This is a genomic window from Lyngbya sp. CCAP 1446/10, from assembly GCF_026130175.1.
In the GTDB taxonomy this organism is placed as follows: Bacteria; Cyanobacteriota; Cyanobacteriia; order Cyanobacteriales; family Microcoleaceae; genus Microcoleus.
The window spans coordinates 19110-36942 of the sequence record NZ_JAIGNI010000047.1 but is presented as its reverse complement, the minus strand read 5'-3'; the positions used below and the strand labels follow the sequence as shown (position 1 = coordinate 36942).

The following is a 17833-nucleotide window of genomic DNA, read 5'->3' as shown; positions in this document are numbered from 1 at the left end:
AAGATGGTATGATTGTGGGCATTTCAATTCTTAATAATTATTGTAAACAATTATTGCTTTTTCAGGAACCAAAAAGGAAAGGATTGCGTCGGCTCTAGGCGGACACCCGTGATATTATTCTGAGCAAAAGTATAGTCCTTATCCTGCCAAAGAGGGATGAAAGGTACATCTCTACCTAGTATGTCCTGAATTTCGCCAAACAAAGCTTTCCGGGTTTCGGGGTTTGGTTCTTTGCGTTGCTTGTCGATCAGTTGATTTACTCGATCGCTATAATAAAACGAACCCTGACCCTGGCTCGCACCCTTTTCGCACCCGGTGGCCTCCGAACCCGTCGCACAATCCAAAAACGGCTGAATGTAATTGTCAGCGTCAAAAAAGTCGGCAGACCAATCCACTAACACCGCAGGATAAATCCCCTTCTCTATATTCTGGAATAAAGTCGGAGATTCAACACTGTTAATTTCTACCCGCATTATCCCGTCCATTTTCTGTTTAGCTAACGCCTCGATCATACTCGCCACTAAAGTTCGTTTTGTGGAACCAGTAGGATGCCAAATTTGCAGAATAAACGGATTCGCGGCCGAATATCCCGCTTTTGTTAACAATTCCTTCGCTTTTGTCGTGTTGGCGTCGCCGTACAGTTCTTTAAACACCGGTTTTTGAACGTCGAAGCTTGTGGGAATCAGACTGTACAGCGGCTGCCCTTGTCCCCCCAGTATGCGATCGGTAATCAGGGGCCGATCCATCACTGCTGCGATCGCCTGTCTCACTTCTAACTTGTCCAGCGGTTTAGACTTCATATTCAGCGTCATATAACTAACCGTACTGCTTTCCCCCGCGATTTCCTGCCATTTCCCTTTTTTTGCTCCCTCGTCCAAGCTGCGAAATTGATCGGCATCCAGAGATAAATAAGCTACATCGATCGCAGCAGTCTGAAAAGTATTGAACAAATTTGAAGAAGTCGAAAGCAGCAAAATGTCAATACCTTGATTAACTGGTTTTTCCCCCCAATACTTGTCAAACACGTCAAACTTGAGAGAATCGCTACCGTACTTCGCCAACTTGTAGCGTCCAGTTCCCACAAATGTATCGGGTTTAAATTTACCATCCCCAATCTCATAAGCTTTCGGAGAAACTGCACAAATACCGGCAAATGTCAACAGGGCTGGAAAAGCAGCAAAAGGCTTTTTGAGTTGAAAAGTTAATTCGTATTCGCCCGTCGCTTTCACCGATGCTACTGCATCACCCAACAAGAAAGACGGACGGCCGCCATTTTTGATAAACCGCTGCAAGGAAAATTCCATTGCTGCGGCGTTAAACGGTGTGTCGTCGTGGAAAATCACGCCTTGACGCAAGGGAATTGTATATGTCAATCCGTCTGCGCTAACTTTTGGCATTGCTGTCGCTAAGCCGGGGATTAACTCAGTAGTTCCCGACTTGTAAGTGTAGAGAGTATCGCCCAAATTGCGCAGCAGTTGTCCTGAGATAACTTCGTAAGCGTCGGCGGGGTCGATCGTCCGCAATTTCAAGGTTGTGCCGATCGTAACGCGGTTATTAACATTGTCGCCGCTCGCATTCACAGATCGATTGGCCCGCTGTCCGCAGCTTGCAGTCAACAAGCAGCACAGACAGAACAGAGCGATAACTTTAATTACTGAAGGTTTTATAGATATTCTCGGCTGCCGCTTGTTGATTCTCATCGTCTTTTATTGACACTCCAAAGTAGTTATTATATTATCAGGACTTACGCACTTTTAGAGGAGAAACCGGGTTTCTTGGTAAATACTCTGTCGCCAAACCGATCGCAGCAGCACCCGATCGCTTCCGCTTGCATCGGAATCATATTTTTTTGAGTAGAAGTCCGAGGAAGGCGATCGCGCGATCGATCTAATTCAGATGTAAGCGGATATGACTAATGACTACTGACTACTGACTACTGACTACTGACTACTGACTAAATTCCCTTGAGGAGCGATCGCCAATCCCGACAGCGTTTCAGGTAAATACGAGCTACCCCATCGTTCGGATTTGTCCGCAAACACTCTTCAAACAATTTTCCCGCTGATCGGAACTCCTGGCGCTCGCACAGTAACATCGCTTCATGATATACGGGCAAATTTTCTAGCTTTGCCGATCGCATTTCCAGCGGATCGGCATCAAATACCTCATAGACTATCACATACTGAGATTTTCCTTTTACCTGTACTTTATCCACAATCCGAATAGCATAATCAGCCGGATTTCGCAACCGTTCCAAAGTCTGCTGAGAAATTAACAGAGGTACGCCATAATCTTTGGTCAATCCTTCAATCCGAGATGCCAAATTAACAGCATCACTAATCACAGTGCTGTCCATTCGGCTTTTGCCACCGACTGTCCCCAGCATCAAAGAACCCGAATTGATGCCAATGCCAATTTTTATCGGGATGTAGCCGACACTTTGACGGTGTTCGTTGTAATCAGTCAGGATGTCTAGCATCGCAATACCCGCTTTCACTGCATCATCTGCGCAGTCGCTAAACAGAGCCATAATCGCATCGCCAATGTATTTATCAATAAACCCGTGATTGCTAGTAATAGCCGGCTCCATCCGCGACAGGTAAGCATTGATAAAATTAAAATTTTCTTGCGGTGTCATAGTTTCCGAAAGCATCGTGAAGTCGCGGATGTCCGCAAACAGCACCGACATTACCTCCTGCACTTGGTCGCCTAAATTGACATCGATAATACTTTCATATCCCAACAAATTCAGAAATTGATGTGGCACAAATCGCCCGTAGGCATCAGTTAAGTCTGATTCAGCATCCAGGGATTTTTCCAGATTTTGATTGAGTTCAAATAATTTATTAATAAATTTATGGCGATCGGCTTCAGCTTGTTTGCGTTCCGTGATATCTTGAAAAACTGCGATCGCAAAAGCAACTTTGCCAGCGTCATCAAAAATTGGTGTTCCCCAACCCTCAATGGGAACTTTTTTGTCGGGTTGATGAACTTCCATATCATCAGTCGTTGTGCTCTCACCGCTCAAAGCTCGGACGAGTGGCAAATTCTGGGAAGGGTAAATAATATCAGTTCCCGCGATATAAATTTGATAAACTTCTGACAAATTATCAACTAAATTTAACGGTACAACCCCTTGACCAAGTAACTGCTTTCCGGCGTGATTGACGTAGTAAGGTTTGCCTTCAAAATCGAGTACAGCCACACCTACCGGAATCGCTTCGAGAAATTGAGCCAGCTTGACTTCACCTTCTCGCACCGCCTCCAATGCCCGATCGCGCAACTCACTTTCCACCGTATCGGAATGTTCAGCAGTATTTTCCAGCAAAATTTCCAGATCCGCTTTTTCCTCCTTCAAGTCTTCCACTTGCTGGCGCAATCTTTCTATTTCTAAAAGTAGCTGTTCTCTAGATGGTTGTTCTTCCAGCATAACTCGAAAATTTGCGCATCGACTAACAGAAAATTGCTCAACAGCCCGTACCCTAAAAGTCATTGTGTGTCTATAGTAATTCCAACTGCAAAGCAGGCATCAAGCGCTGCAAATTCTTCAAAGATTTACCTTGCCAAGCTATACGTTGAGAGCCTTTTACCGCCATTGTTATCCCGGCTTTTTTGCGCACCTCGATAATAAACTTCGACAGCATATTGATGCCAGAACTGTTCAAAAATTCTAACTGCTGCAAATTGAGGGTAATTTTCGCCTGTTCCACGTCGGCTACCTCGCCCAGCAACTGCACTATCGGCGCGTAGTCTTCGGCCCCGCTCAGCCTTAGAGAGCCAACAAAACTCACAGTTGCCGTTGCCGGATCGTAACAGATCTCGTAATCTTCCGTTTTAATTTCCATTGTCAGCAAAAAAGTTCCTTAGATATGATCGATCGCCCACTCTTACCTATACTCTTAATTGCACCATAGTTGTCACCGTAATTACTTCCGGGTCTTTTTGCACGGTCTGGAACTTCCAGCCCATTTTGGCGGTATAATCGCTGAGCATCGTCAGCAAGCCCAATCCAGAATCAGTAGAGCTCTCGTCAGCAGCATTTTTTTCCAATTGCTCAATGTACAGCTCGCTCGGATCCGAGGCTAGCAACTGCCGAATGTAACCCTGAAACTGATCCACAGCTTGGGGAGAGATGCTGTTAGCAACTGAGAAAATCAGTCCGTCGCTCTTTAATTGTAGTTTAATGTCGATCGGGTACTCCGAGGTTTCATCATTAAACTTCATCGCATTCTCTAATAACTCGTTAGCAATGTAGCTCACAGCGCTTTTTATTTCAGCTTGTCTGTCAATTGTCGAGGGGTCGTCTTCGTTTCCAGGGAAAAAAGTCGTCAAGTAGTCAGCCAGAAAATCCGCCGACAAACCGTTGTTCCGCCACCGCTGCTTGAGGGGAATCGAACTCGGAGAAAATCCAATTATTAAGTATTCCTGGCTGGGAGTCGGCTCGATGAAATCGCCGAAAGTTTGAATCATGTCCATGACCAACTACCAATTATGAATTACCAATTACCAATTACTCTAGCTTCATTCCTAGCAAGTTGAGTTAGCTATTTTTGTTTAAGTACCAGCAAAGTGATGTCATCAAAAACTTTTTGTTCGCCAATGTGCGATCGCACGTCGTCAATTACAGCGTGCCTGATTTCTGTTGCCGTTCGCTGCCAATTAATCTGTATTACCTCTATTAACTTCTCTAAACTATAAAGCACTTTATCCATATTTTCAGCCTCCGTAATCCCATCAGTATACAGCACTACGATATCTCCTGAATGCAACTGTACAATTGTTTCAGCAACAAATTCAGCAATATTTGCATCCAGCCCGATCGGGAAACCCAAATCGATCGTATCAAACCGCTCCACAGAACCGTTACACCGCACGACAATCATTTCTTCGTGCTGGCCGCTCAACTTCAGCATTCCCTGCTCATAGTCTAGCAAAGCAAGGCTGGCATTTTTGTCGCATTTCATCCGCTGCACATTATCATAAATTGCACTGTTAATAGCACTTAAAAATCTTACCTGATCTGGTTCATTGTAGGCGAGCAAAGTTCGGACTGCCGTTTGAACCATAATCATTAAAACGCCACTCTCCAATCCATGTCCCGTCACATCGCCAATGCCAATTTTTACTCTACCTTCGTGCTGTAGTACATCGTAATAGTCGCCGCCTACTTCATCAGCAGACTCCATGAATCCCGCAATATCAATCCCACAACTTCGTTGAGTTCTCGGTCTTTCGGTAGCAGCATCTGCTGAATCTTGCGAGTGACATCTAGTTCGGCACTCATCCGTACATTTTCGGCTTTTAGGCGATCGTTGAGAACGCTAATTTCTTGGTTTGCACCAACCAAAGCATCGGCAATCTTGTTAAATGAACTTACAACTTGTCCGAGCTCATCTCTGTTATCCAAAATAATCTTGTAACCTACATTGCCATTTGCCATCTTTTTTGAGGCTTCGTCAAGCACAAATACTGTTTGCATAACTGACCTATAAAAAGATACAAATAGATAAATAACCATTGCTAAAATTATTGACACAAAAATTAAAATTATCTGTTTTTTTGCCACAAAATTATCAATGCGTTTTTGCAGAAGAAAATCTAATTCATTGAGATTTTCGTCCCACAGTTGAAAACTTGAAGCAATAACTCGATCGCTGCCATCGAGATAGGCATAATATTCCACTACGGCTGTGGGATAAATCAGTTTATCTATTTGCCCAGTTAGCTGCTCTACTACCGAGTTAAATTTTCTCAAATGCTCGCTTAATTTCGGTCGCAGATTCCCGTGAGGGTTATTGTGAAATCCTACTTCCATATTGATTGCTAAATCTTTATTGAGTTCTCTCAATTTGTCCGCCAAAGTAATCAGTTTCGCTCTTTCTTCAGATGTCGCATCCGAGCGTAAGCTATTTTTGCGAGAAATTAGCCTAATTTCTGACAAGAGTTTTTGCATTTCTGGAATCTTCAGCAAAGTGGCATCCATCAAATAATAGGTATCTAAATCAGGGTCTAATATTAGATTGGAAGTATCGCCGACATGAGCGCTCAACTTATTAATATTTGCGGCTAATTTATGATAGACAAAATCGTAAGTTTCTAAACTCCACTGACTGCGACGAAGTTTAAAATTTTGCCAATCTTGATAAGTGGCATTGAATTTTTGAGTAGAAAATAAAATTTTTCCTAACTGGCGATCAATCTTTGCCAAGGATTGAAAGTTGGCGTCTATCTTAGCTTCTAAATTTCCGCTGGGATCTGGCTTGCTAAAATTGGGATTTAAACCCTGATAATTTAACTGTTGAAGTTTCGGTATATATTCCCTCAATTGGCGCAGCGAGCGCAGGTATTGATTACCGTAGATTTCTTTTTGGGCAAAATCAACCCTGCTGTTGATTTCGGAAATCAACAGGTACATCACCAAGGTTAACGGAATCGCAAATAAAAAACCAATTAAGGTAAATTTTTGAGGATAGCTCAGTCGATTCATTAAATGGATTCCCAGGGATTTTTTGTTCATAATCAATACATTTAAACAAAATTGTACTAAAAAAGTAACGAGCGCTACTAAAGTATTTTGGGAATCGCACTTGAAAACCAGAATGCTACAATTAATCAGCGATAGCTGGCTTAATTTGTAATGCGTTCCCATCCTGTTGCAACAGATTGTGCGGCATCCCTTTGATATCGGCGGCTCAGCTCGCCTCCCACAGTCTAAAACAGCTTCTTGTGTTTTGGAAAGATGAATAGTCATTTGTAGTGAGATTTTGGCCCAAAATCCGATTATTTTCAGAATATTTACTTATGCCTAAGTTTTTCTCGATACCGCGAGACTAAAAGTAAAAATTAAGTAATAGCTGGGTAGTGCAAGTTTCCACAAAATACAAGTGCCGGCAGCGAGTATAAAATACTTGTGCTGCACGACTGGCGTCAACTGGGCTCTGCACAAAGGAACCAACAACACCAGCAACAGTGTCTAAATAAGTATCTGGAGTTGAGTGATCGGGAGCGATCGCAAGAGTGTAAAGTGAGAAAGAGGGCTTATGATGAAACCAATCTCCGAAAATAACTCTAAAAACAGTCAAAACCGAGGTAAAAAGCAGCCAAATCCTTTAATCTTGGCTTTAGTGCTCACAGGAATTCTCGCATGGGAAATGTATCCGGTGCTAATACACACCGCTGCGGCTAACGCGGGTGGTCTAAAACATTCCCTCGCCCAGTTGGAAAAGCAAGAGAATCCAACGGCGGTGTTAAAAAACATTAGCTATTCTGGATTGGCACTAAATAGTTTAATTTCCGAACCGGGCAATTTGGCCGAGGGTACGCGCCAAAATCCCCCGAACCAATTGCCCGCAACCTTAGCAGCAGCAGTTCGCCAAGACTTGTCACGCCAAACTGGGATTGCTGCTGACAAGTTGAAAGTAACTGAATCGAGCCGGCAAAGTTGGCCGAATACTTGTTTGGGAATCGTAAAAGCTGATGAAATTTGCGGCCAAATGATTGTCGAAGGTTGGCGGGTTGTGATTTCTGATGGTCGCCAAACTTGGGTTTACCGCACTAATGCTAGGGGAAATGTGTTGCGTTTGGAAAAGAAAGCAGGTTAGGAAAATCTTAGCCGGTTCCACAAAAAGATGGGACGTACGGTTGAAACCGCGCCTACAAAAACGAAGTCCGCCTCCGCGGACTGAAGAAAATAACGTAATTTCAATTGCCGACTCTTCTTCAACCCGCGCACCATCCGGGTTTTGTTTGTGTAGAAGCGGTTTCAACCGCCCGGTCTTCTGAAGAAAATAACGTAATTTTAATTGCTCTTCTTCAACCCGCGCACCATCCGGGTTTTGTTTCTGTAGACGCGGTTTCAACCGCCGTCTTATCTTGGGAGTTTGTTTCTTTCAATAATCCCACCGCCCAACAGTACATCTCCGTCATACCAAACAGCGGCTTGTCCGGGGGTAATGCTCAACTGTGGTTCGTCAAAAATCACCTTGACCCTTGTACTACTGGCTTTTTCGTCTGCTTGTGAGGATTCTACAGGAATAATTGTAGCGGGGACGGGTTGCGATCGATAACGAATCTGTACAGAAGCCCGAATCGGAGCCGTCGGTTGAGCGACAGAAACCCAATTTACCCGATCGACATTACACTCAGATTCTACCGCCAACTGGCGATCGCCCACAATCACCCGATTAGCACCAGCATCAAGTTCAATCACATATAGCGGTTCCGGTGCAGCGATGCCGAGTCCTTTCCGCTGGCCAATGGTGTAGTGGTGCACACCATCATGCTGTCCGAGCACCCGCCCGGCCTTATCTACAATGTCACCCTTTTGCGGCGCAATGTACTTATCCAGAAAAGCCCGCATCGAACCGTTACTTTCCACCAAGCACAAATCCTGACTTTCCGGCTTATCAGCGGTTGTCAAGCCAAATTCCGCCGCAATTCTGCGAGTTTCAGTCTTGGTAATTTCCCCCAAAGGAAACTCCGTACCTGCGAGCAAATCTTGTGTTAAATCATACAAAAAATAAGACTGATCTTTGGCTGGGTCGATCGCCCGTAGCAACTGATAGCGACCCGTAGCAGTATCATAGGTAATGCGAGCGTAGTGTCCCGTCGCAATCTTTTCAATACCGAGTTCTTCGTGAGCATACTTGAGCATCGGCCCAAACTTCACAGTTTTATTGCACTGCGAACAAGGCAAAGGCGTAACTCCTGCACTGTAACCGTCCACCAAAAAATCGACAATACTTGCCTTAAAGACTTCACGGCTATCAACAATGTGGTGGGGAACGCCCAAATCTTCGCAAAGTTTAGCGGCATCGACCATTCCCTCAGAGCAGCACTGACCTTTGCCTTTCATCAGCCACAGCGTTAAACCCACCACTTCATAGCCCTGATGGTGTAAAATTGCGGCTGCTGCGGAACTATCGACCCCGCCGGAGAGGCCTACAACAATCTTGTTCATGATAGAGAGAATTTGCTATTTTACTGTTACTTTGTGCGATCGAGCTAATCGATCATACCACAAATGTACTACAAAATGGTACTGCTGCTGTTAGCTGAAATTTTAACACTAATTAAGTAAAGCCACCTAATTAAACGTAAAATACCGATCGCTCAAAGGCTTACTGTGTATCTCTTACTTCTTCATTCTACTTCTTCCTTCTTCTTCCTTCTTTCTTCTTCCTTCTTTTCACCCTGAGCGAAGCCGAAGGGCCTTCTTCCCTCTTCCTTCTTCCCTCTTCCTTCTTCCCTCTTCCTTCTTCCCTCTTCCTTCTTCCTTCTTCCTTCTTCCTTCTTCCCTCTTCCTTCTTCTTATGATTATTCAAAAATTTGTTGTCACCGCCGACCAAATGCGGCAAATAGAAGCGAGAATATTTGCTGCTGGAATGCCAGTCGCAGCTTTAATGGAAAAAGTCGCCGGATTGATTGCTAAACGCATTCAGGCGCTGTTGAAGGAAGAGCGAAGTTCGGCAACGAGCAATGTACGGGATTTAACGGATTTAACCAATAGGAGGAAAAAGGGAGAAGGGCAAAAAATTGTTAATTTTCAATTGCCAGTTATCGGCGTATTGGTTGGGCCGGGACATAACGGCGGTGATGCTTTGGTTGTGGCTCGCGAATTGCACTTTCAAGGATTTTCCGTAGTTATTTACTGCCCGTTTTCTAAGCTTAAAGAACTCACCAAAAGTCATGCTGATTATGCGCATTCTTTAAATATTCCCTTTGTTGACAAAGTTGAATCACTAAAAAACTGCGATTTGCTCGTAGATGGTTTATTTGGCTTTGGATTGGAACGAGAAATTACTAATCCCACCGCCGCAGCTATTGACGAAATAAATAATTTAAACATACCCATTTTTAGTATAGACATTCCATCGGGAATTCATACAGATACCGGAGCAGTTTTGGGGACTGCAATCAGAGCAAAACATACATTGTGTTTGGGATTGTGGAAAATGGCATTTCTGCAAGACAAAGCGTTAGAATATATCGGCAGTTCGGAATTAATTGATTTTGATATTCCCGTCCCAGATATTGCAGCAATATTGGGCGATTCGCCATCAATCCAACGCATTATTAAAGCATCGGCAATTCAGCATTTGCCATTGCCCCGATCGCCAATTTCGTACAAATACACTAACGGTCATTTACTAATTATTGCAGGTTCTGGTCGGTACAGCGGAGCGGCAATTTTGTCAGCATTGGGAGCAAGGGCTAGCGGTGTGGGAATGCTGTCAATTGCTGTTCCTGAGTCGATTAAACCGATGTTGAGCAGTCAGTTGCCAGAAGCTTTAGTTATCGGGTGTCCTGAAACCCCAAATGGTTCAATTAGCGAGTTGCCGATAGCGATCGATTTGGGTGTCTATGATGCGATCGCAGTAGGGCCTGGTCTGACATTGGAAGCCGCGATCGCTGTAGAATCTGTACTGGAGTGCGATCGACCTTTAGTTATAGATGCCGACGGTTTAAATATTCTCGCTCAACTCGGCACAGTCCCGATTTTGTCGGAACGCTCAGCACTGACAATTATCACACCTCATCCGGGCGAATTTAAGCGTTTGTTTCCCGAATTAGCGGACGAAATGGGCGAGGATCGAATTGCCGCAACTCAAGCAGCGGCTGAGCTTTGCGGTGCAGTGGTATTGCTCAAAGGAGCTAAAGTTTGCATCAGTTGGAGCGATCGGGGCGATTCCCTAGGGGATAGCTGCGCCGCGCGTACCATCACCTATATCAATCCAGAAAGCACCCCAGCCCTCGCTAGAGGCGGCAGCGGCGATGTTCTGACTGGTTTGTTGGGGGGACTGTTGGCAAGTGCGATCGCCCGCAAATCCCCCCCCGAATCAGTTGCTGCAACAGCAGTTTGGTGGCACGCCAAAGCCGGAATCATGGCTGCCAAAGAACGGACAGAATTAGGAGTAGATGCCTTTACATTGACACAGTATTTAATTCCTACATTACGAGAATTTTGAGGGCGATCGTCCTACTCGCTGCCATAAATTCGTATCGCACACCGGGATCACTTGGCTTTGCCTAATGCCCTAATTATCCTTGATAGGAATGTTGTGCACCGGAAGGGCGATCGCAAATTCTGTGCCGATTCCCGGCGCTGAAACACATTCTAAACTTCCCCCGTGTTTTTTTGTGACTATATCGTGGCAAATTGGCAGTCCCAATCCGGTTCCTTTACCTTCAGCTTTAGTTGTAAAGAATGGCGTAAACAATTTTCGTTTGATGTCTTTTGACATTCCAAGTCCATTGTCAGCTATCCGAATCTTTACTGTACGATTTATCAGTTTTTCGCTGCTGTTTTCCGCAGAGGTCGAAATTGTAATTATATTGGGATTGCTCTCAATCTGTTTGTAGGTTTTACCAAAATTAGATTCTTCCAAAGCATCGATCGCATTAGCGATCAAATTCATAAATACCTGATTCAATTGCCCCGGATAGCATTCTATATTAGGCAATTCCCCGTAGTTTTTGATGACTTGAATCGTGGGGCGATGGCTATTGGCTTTGAGTCGGTGCGACAAAATCATTAATGTGGTATCAATTCCTTCATGAATATTTGCTGGTTTTTTCTCAATCCCGTCGCTACGCGAGTAATTTCGTAAAGATTGCATGATGTCGCGGATGCGATCTGTTCCCAATCTCATCGAGTCAATCATCTTCGGCAAATCTTCAACTAAATATTCTAATTCAATCGCTTCTATTTCATCTAAAACTTGTTGACCCGGATCAGGAAAGTTGTCTTGATAAACCTGGACTAAACTTATCAAATCGCTAACATAGTCTTTGGCATGATGCAAGTTGCCAGAAATAAAACTAACGGGATTATTCACTTCGTGGGCAACTCCAGCAACCAGTTGTCCGAGTTGCGATATTTTTTCAGTTTGAACTAATTGTGCTTGAGTTTGTTGGAGTTGAATGAGTATTGCTTCTAAATCTTCAGCTTTTTGTCTCAATTGAGCTTCCGATGTTTGCACAGCTTTTTCGGCACGTTTGCGATCGCTAATATCGCGATTAATTACCAGGGCGTGGGGTTGCGCATCGTACTCAAAAAAGTTTGCTTTTACCTCAACATCGCACAGCGTACCATCTTTTCTCTGTATGACTGCTTGACAGCTAAATTCTTGGCGTCTTCTTATAGTTTGTTGCCATTCGGCGAATAAATGCAGATACTCTGGGAGAATGTAATCTGGCGGAGTTAAACGCAGTAATTCCTCCTGAGAATAGCCATAAATTTGACAGAGTGCGGGGTTAGCTGCGATGAATTTACCGGTATCCAATTCCATCAGCGAAAGTCCGTCTACTACTGTCTCAAATATGCTGCGGTATTGTTGTTCTTTTTGGATGAGTTCGACTTGGAACTGTTGCAGGTTTTCGAGAGATTCAGTCAACTGGCGGGATTTGTGTTGTTCGCGGGCGTAGAGGCGGGCGTTTTCAATGGCGATCGCCGCTTGCGTCGTTAACAGTTGCAACAGTTCTAGCCGATCGCGCGTAAATGCTCCAATCGCCATATTATTCTCTAAATACACAATGCCAATCAACTTAGTTTGATACAAAATCGGCGCGCATAAAATCGATTTGGGTTGGCAATTCTGAATGTAAGTATCCGCTTGGTAAATTTTTTCTTGACTTGCATCGCTCAATACCAGCGGTTGCTGAGTTATCCCAACATACTTGATTATAGAAATAGCAACATCCGAGCTATTTTCAACCAGCATTGACTCCTGAAATGTGGCTGATGTCATGCGGTTAGTATCCGAGACTTCAACAAACAGTTGCCCGTCTCTTTCTAAAAGAATACAACCTTTTTGCGCGCCAGCGTTTTCTAAGATAATGTGCAGCAGTTTCTTCAACAATTTTTCTAAGACAATTTCACTATAAATTGCCTCAGATGCTTTGATTACTGTTGCTAAATCTAAGACATTAGCATGACTAGATGTACTCGCGGTTACAGTTGCAGCAATTCGCAACTCAACAGCTTCAGGAAATAAATTGGCATAATATTGTTCGAGTTGACGGACTTTCGCTGTAGCGCCCCACTGGAGATAGCAAACTCTGGCATCGTTGAGGTAATTTTTGACGAAAATAAGCCGATTTTGAGAGAAATAAAATCGGGCAGCTAATTCATTAACGAGTGCGGCATCTTGAATGAAGCCGTTTTCTATTGCGAGGGCGATCGCACTATCGTAGCATTCTGCCGCCTCATACTTTTGTCCCGACAACCGCGCCACTTCGGCCCGGATGGCTAAATACTTGTGCTGGTAATTTGCAGGACAGTTTTTCGCAAATTCTCGAAGTTCTTCCAGACTCAGGTTAAGCTGTTCTAGGTAGATTTGGCGATTCTCGCCCTCGCTGGCATTTGTACAAGCAGCAGCCAGGGCTATAGCCCGGTGGAAGCAAAAAACCGGACTCAGGAAAATCCCCGCAACACCAGGCAAGAATTTAGCACCAATATTGGCATATTCTAATGCTCGATCGACCTCGCCAAACCAATTCGCCACGGTTAGTTTGTAGATATAAACCACACAAGAAGTCATCAAATCTGCCGAGGCTTCAGCAAATTCTAATAGCGACTCTTCGTCGATGAAAGTTGGGGGATTTTCTGCACTCTCGGCAGCACGAGTAAGCCGAGCAATTGCCGATTTATTTAGCATAAAAAATGCTAGCATATTGCGGTCAATTTTTTGCAAAACAGGTATAAATTCCTCAATAACAGCGGTGGTTTTTTGCAGCGATTCATTGCCGTAAAAGCTGAACCAAAGACAATTAATCGCAGCATATCCCGACCACTGATAAGCACCTGTCTCTAAACCGCTATTAAAAGCTTTGACGATAAAAACCTTGGACTCATCAATATGTTTGATGTAGTGCAAACAAGCCCCCCACAGCAAGAAAATATAAGCACTTAACTCTTTAGCATCCCAGCGTTCGTAGAGAGTTAAACCCAGTTCTCCTGCTGCCAAACCAGCCTCAATTTCGCCATATTTAACAATCAAAGTAAAGGCATACACAATGTAGCCAAAGGCGGAAATCCGGCAGTTACCATGTTCGATTGTCGCCTGCACAAACTTCATCGCGCACAAAAATTGAGCGTTGGGACTGGTAAAGTAAGCAATGGGGTAAAGTTCTTTCAAAATCCGGTGGGCGGCGAGTTGCAGCGGATCGGTGAGCTCTGGTAAATCGGCTAAATTGGCGATCGAACCCCCAATCATCTCCTTCGTCTTTGCCAACTCCCTAAGCAAATACCCATCATCCGGGTCAGCTTCAAACTCAATTCCCAACAATTGCAGCGTTTCGATACCTAACTGATAAGCCGCAGGCAAATCATTTTTCATCCGCAGACAAGTCATTTTCAACTCATTAATCCGACACCGCTCTAACAATGTCTGAGTTGGAGGCAAAATGAAGTCTAGAATTGCCAAAGCCTCGTCATTTTTCCCATTCAAATATTCAGCTTCGCCCAATTCAAAATACAGCGCCCAAGTTAACGCATAATTATCTTCCCAGCTTTGTGCCGATAAACAGTTGCAGCCCGACTGGAAAAAACTCAGCGCCGTTTCAAACGCAGAAGCAGCTTTCGCAGTTTTGCCAGCCTGCAAATTTAACTCAGCTAATTCATACTTTTCGCTCAACTCGGAAATCAACCCGCCAGCAAAATTCAAATGATTGACAATATCAAAAATTCGTTCTTGCCGTTGGGATGCGGTACTTCTGTGCAACAACAAACGCCCGATCGCCAAATGAACAGGTTCTTTCTGTGCGTCAGGAATCATGGCATAAGCAGCTTGCTGAACGCGATCGTGCATAAATTTGTAGCACACATCTCCAGCCGTTATCCCCAACTTTTCCAACTCTTCCGGCTCAAATACTTGCGGAATCCGATAGCTATTACCTACAGGTAAAATCAAGCCCACCTGTAACGCTTCCCACAAATCCTGCGCTGTTTGAGTCCAAGATTGTCCGCTAGCCACCGACAGTACATCCAAACTAAACTGATTGTCTGTACAAGCCGCTAATTGCAAAATTCGCTGGGTTGCAGTTGACAAAGTTTTAATTTTATTCACCATCAAATCGACAACATTTTCTGAAATATCCTGGCGTTGAATATGTTTAATATCCCACTGCCACTCAGCAGCCTGCGGGTGAAATCTCAACCAGCCTTTTTGATGCAAATACTTCAGCATTTGCTTGAAAAAAAATGGATTTCCGTCAGTTTTTTGCACTAGCAAATTCGCCAGCGGACTCGCTGTTTCAGCAGCACATCTCAAAGTTTCAGCAATTAGTTGAATGGCGCTGCCAATTGCTAGGGGTTCTAAAGTAATAGCTGTTATCGGAATGCCCGCAGCTCGAATTGCTTCATTCGCTAGCATCAATGGATGCGTCGGGCTGACTTCGTTATCCCGATAAGCAACAATTACTAGCAAGTAAGGGATTTTTGCGAGGCCATTTTGTTGATATAAATTGACTGTTGCAGCATCTATCCACTGGCAGTCGTCGAGAAACATTACTAAGGGATGTTCGGCGGTGGCAATTGCTTGAAGTAACTGCTGCATCACTCGGTTGAAGCGGTTTTGAGATTCGATCGCCCCCAGTTGTGCTACGTCTGGTTGCGGGCCTAAAATTAATTCTAATTCGGGGATGACTTCGATCGCAATTCGAGCATTCGCATCCAAAACTCGCAGCATTTTTTCTCGCCACGACTCAATCTGAGCTTGGCTTTCAGTCAAAATCTGCTGCACCAAACTCCGCATGGCTTGATTGAAACAAGCATAGGGAACATTGCGCTTGAATTGGTCAAATTTGCCCGAAACCAAGTATCCGCGCTGCCTGGTTAAATTACGCAGAATTTCGTGGACTAATGCTGATTTACCAATCCCGGAATAGCCACCTACCAAGACAATTTCACTGCTGCCTTTGCTAGCGCGATCGAAGGCTTGCAATAATTGTGTTATTTGTTTTTCTCGCCCGTAAAGTTTTTGTGGAATTAACAACTGACTCATGGCATCTAGTTGTCCGGGAATAAAATTAGAAATTTTCCCTGAATCCTCGATTTGATTCTGGCAGCGTTCTAAATCAGCTAACAATCCGGTTGCTGTTTGATACCTGTCTTCGGCATTTTTTGCCATCAGTTTTTCGGCAATTTCTGCCAAAACTGGGGGGATTTGCGGATTTAATTCTTGAAGGGGAATTGGTTGTTTGGCAATGTGACAGTGGACTAATTCCAGCGGTTCGTTGCTGGTAAATGGCAATTTTCCTGTCAGCAATTCGTAAAAGGTTACACCTAGAGAGTAGAAGTCGCTGCGGTAGTCTACAGCGCGATTCATCCGCCCGGTTTGTTCCGGGGACATATAGGCGAGGGTTCCTTCTAGGCGATCGGGATTTTTTAAGTTTGGCGTTTCTTTGTTTAACCGCGAAGCAATGCTAAAATCTGCAAGTTTTACTTGCATTGTTTCGGGGTTTATGATAACATTAGCTGGTTTGATGTCTTTATGAATGATTTGATTTTGATGCAGGAATACTAAAGCTTTTGCTAATTGGATGGCGATGTTTAAGAATTGGGCGATCGGCAATTGGTAACGCGCAGTTGCTGCTTCCACAACAGTTGTGCGAATCGCAGCGCTTTCCCCGCCGTCTGCAAGCGGTTGTGTCTCATGCGTTGCAGAAATCCTGCCAGCATTCCCGGCTTTTGCCATCCACTGTTTGAGCGAGATGCCGCCAAAATCTTCTAAGATTAATACTAAGCAGTTTGGGTGAATTTCTAGGCGATCGACTTTTACGGTGTGCTCGCAATCGAGATATGCGGTGATCTGATATTCGTGTTTTAAGCGAGTTATCTGTTCTAGGGTAGGATATTCTGTATTTAAAACTTTGAGGATGGCAGGCAGTCGGTTTGCGATCGATACTGCACGATAAATAGCTGTGTTAGTTCCTTGGTGGATGAGTTCTTGTAAGTCATAACTAGCAATTCTCAAAGCTGGGAGCATAAATTTTGATTCCCGTCAATAAATTAGTTTATAACTCTACAGTGCACTATGCAGAATTAGAAGCAAGAGAGTGAAATTACGGACAAACAAAAATAGTGAATAATGATGGTGAATACCCGGCGGTTGAAACCGCGGCTATACAAACACTCACGAGCCTCCGCGGGTTGAATAGCCGACGGTGAAAACCGTATGTCCAAACTAGCGCTTGATGAACTTTTCTAATTTTTGAGCCATCTTCTCTACAATTCCCTCCGAAGTATCTGATGCTTCTGCTTCAACACGCTTGACAGTATCGTCTGAAAGATTCAGCAACTGCACTAATTTTTGATAAGCTGCGGCTTCGTCAGCGTTAATTTTGGGTTCATCGGGAGTGCGAGAACTAGATGCAATCACTTCATAGCCAAGTTGCAAGACTAATTCTTTTTCCTCTTGAGTTTCTAGTTGGTGAATCAACTCGTCAAGGGGGATATTTTGCATGATGTAATCCCGCAATTCCTGTTGCATTTGTTGTCCATCGGCATCTGGGGCAAACAAACGGCAAAAGCGATCGAGCATTAAATTAACTTCTTCTGTCGCCAGTTCGCCGTCAGCCCAGGCCATTGAAGCAACAATTCTCAGCAGGTTCATCTGGCGGGGCGTAATTGATGGAGGTGGTGGGGTTTGCATAGTTAAAATTGGTAATTGCTAATTGGGAATTGAAAATTGGTCATTGGTCAGTAGTCATTGGTCAGTAGTCATTGGTCAGTAGTCATTGGTGATTGGTGTCAACTGAATATCTTATGTAGTACCAGTCTGCCGTTTGACGATTAGGGCCTCGATCCCCCCTAACCTCCCTTCCCAAGGGA

General features: G+C 44.2%; 12 protein-coding genes. 2 read left to right on the top strand and 10 right to left on the bottom strand.

What is annotated here, in order from left to right:
* Nucleotides 1-50: 50 nt before the first annotated feature.
* The 6 genes from K4039_RS19155 to K4039_RS29970 form a co-directional block, all read right to left on the bottom strand.
* On the bottom strand, nt 51-1700 hold the full coding sequence (locus tag K4039_RS19155) for an ABC transporter substrate-binding protein (protein ID WP_265237516.1): 1650 nt from the start codon (nt 1698-1700) through the stop codon (nt 51-53).
* Nucleotides 1701-1954: 254 nt separating this feature from the next.
* A complete protein-coding gene (locus K4039_RS19150) occupies nt 1955-3430 on the bottom strand; it encodes an adenylate/guanylate cyclase domain-containing protein (RefSeq protein ID WP_265237514.1) in 1476 nt (491 codons plus the stop codon).
* Between the two features lie 70 nt (nt 3431-3500).
* On the bottom strand, nt 3501-3845 hold the full coding sequence (locus K4039_RS19145; protein ID WP_265237513.1) for a hypothetical protein: 345 nt from the start codon (nt 3843-3845) through the stop codon (nt 3501-3503).
* 46 nt (nt 3846-3891) lie between these two features.
* Entirely contained in the window at nt 3892-4470 is a 579-nt protein-coding gene (locus K4039_RS19140) for a DUF6272 family protein (protein WP_265237527.1), read from the bottom strand.
* Nucleotides 4471-4544: 74 nt separating this feature from the next.
* Nucleotides 4545-5186, bottom strand: coding sequence for a PP2C family protein-serine/threonine phosphatase (locus K4039_RS19135; RefSeq protein ID WP_375339816.1), 642 nt, complete (start codon nt 5184-5186; stop codon nt 4545-4547).
* Entirely contained in the window at nt 5165-6487 is a 1323-nt protein-coding gene (locus K4039_RS29970) for a hypothetical protein (RefSeq protein WP_375339815.1), read from the bottom strand. The genes K4039_RS19135 and K4039_RS29970 overlap by 22 nt, the downstream gene beginning before the upstream one ends.
* Before the next feature lie 553 nt (nt 6488-7040).
* On the opposite strand from K4039_RS29970, the gene K4039_RS19125 reads away from it, so the two are divergent.
* Complete coding sequence (locus K4039_RS19125) at nt 7041-7601, top strand: hypothetical protein (RefSeq protein ID WP_265237511.1); 561 nt, start codon at nt 7041-7043, stop codon at nt 7599-7601.
* Between the two features lie 266 nt (nt 7602-7867).
* On the opposite strand, the gene mnmA is transcribed toward K4039_RS19125, so the two are convergent.
* The gene (gene mnmA, locus K4039_RS19120; protein ID WP_265237510.1) at nt 7868-8959 is read right to left on the bottom strand and encodes a tRNA 2-thiouridine(34) synthase MnmA; all 1092 of its coding nucleotides are present in this window, start codon (nt 8957-8959) and stop codon (nt 7868-7870) included.
* A 187-nt stretch (nt 8960-9146) separates the two neighbouring features.
* Nucleotides 9147-9323, bottom strand: coding sequence for a hypothetical protein (locus tag K4039_RS19115; protein ID WP_265237508.1), 177 nt, complete (start codon nt 9321-9323; stop codon nt 9147-9149).
* Between K4039_RS19115 and K4039_RS19110 the strand changes: the two genes are divergently transcribed.
* Complete coding sequence (locus K4039_RS19110) at nt 9312-10967, top strand: NAD(P)H-hydrate dehydratase (RefSeq protein ID WP_265237506.1); 1656 nt, start codon at nt 9312-9314, stop codon at nt 10965-10967. The two genes, K4039_RS19115 and K4039_RS19110, sit on opposite strands and share 12 nt — an antisense overlap.
* Before the next feature lie 69 nt (nt 10968-11036).
* Here the strand turns inward: K4039_RS19110 and K4039_RS19105 are convergent, their stop codons facing one another.
* Together K4039_RS19105 and K4039_RS19100 are read right to left on the bottom strand one after the other, a co-directional pair.
* Nucleotides 11037-16988 (bottom strand): ATP-binding sensor histidine kinase, encoded by a 5952-nt coding sequence (locus tag K4039_RS19105; RefSeq protein ID WP_265237503.1) that lies wholly within the window; start codon nt 16986-16988, stop codon nt 11037-11039.
* A 198-nt stretch (nt 16989-17186) separates the two neighbouring features.
* The gene (locus tag K4039_RS19100; protein WP_265237501.1) at nt 17187-17654 is read right to left on the bottom strand and encodes a TerB family tellurite resistance protein; all 468 of its coding nucleotides are present in this window, start codon (nt 17652-17654) and stop codon (nt 17187-17189) included.
* Between the last annotated feature and the right edge of the window lie 179 nt (nt 17655-17833).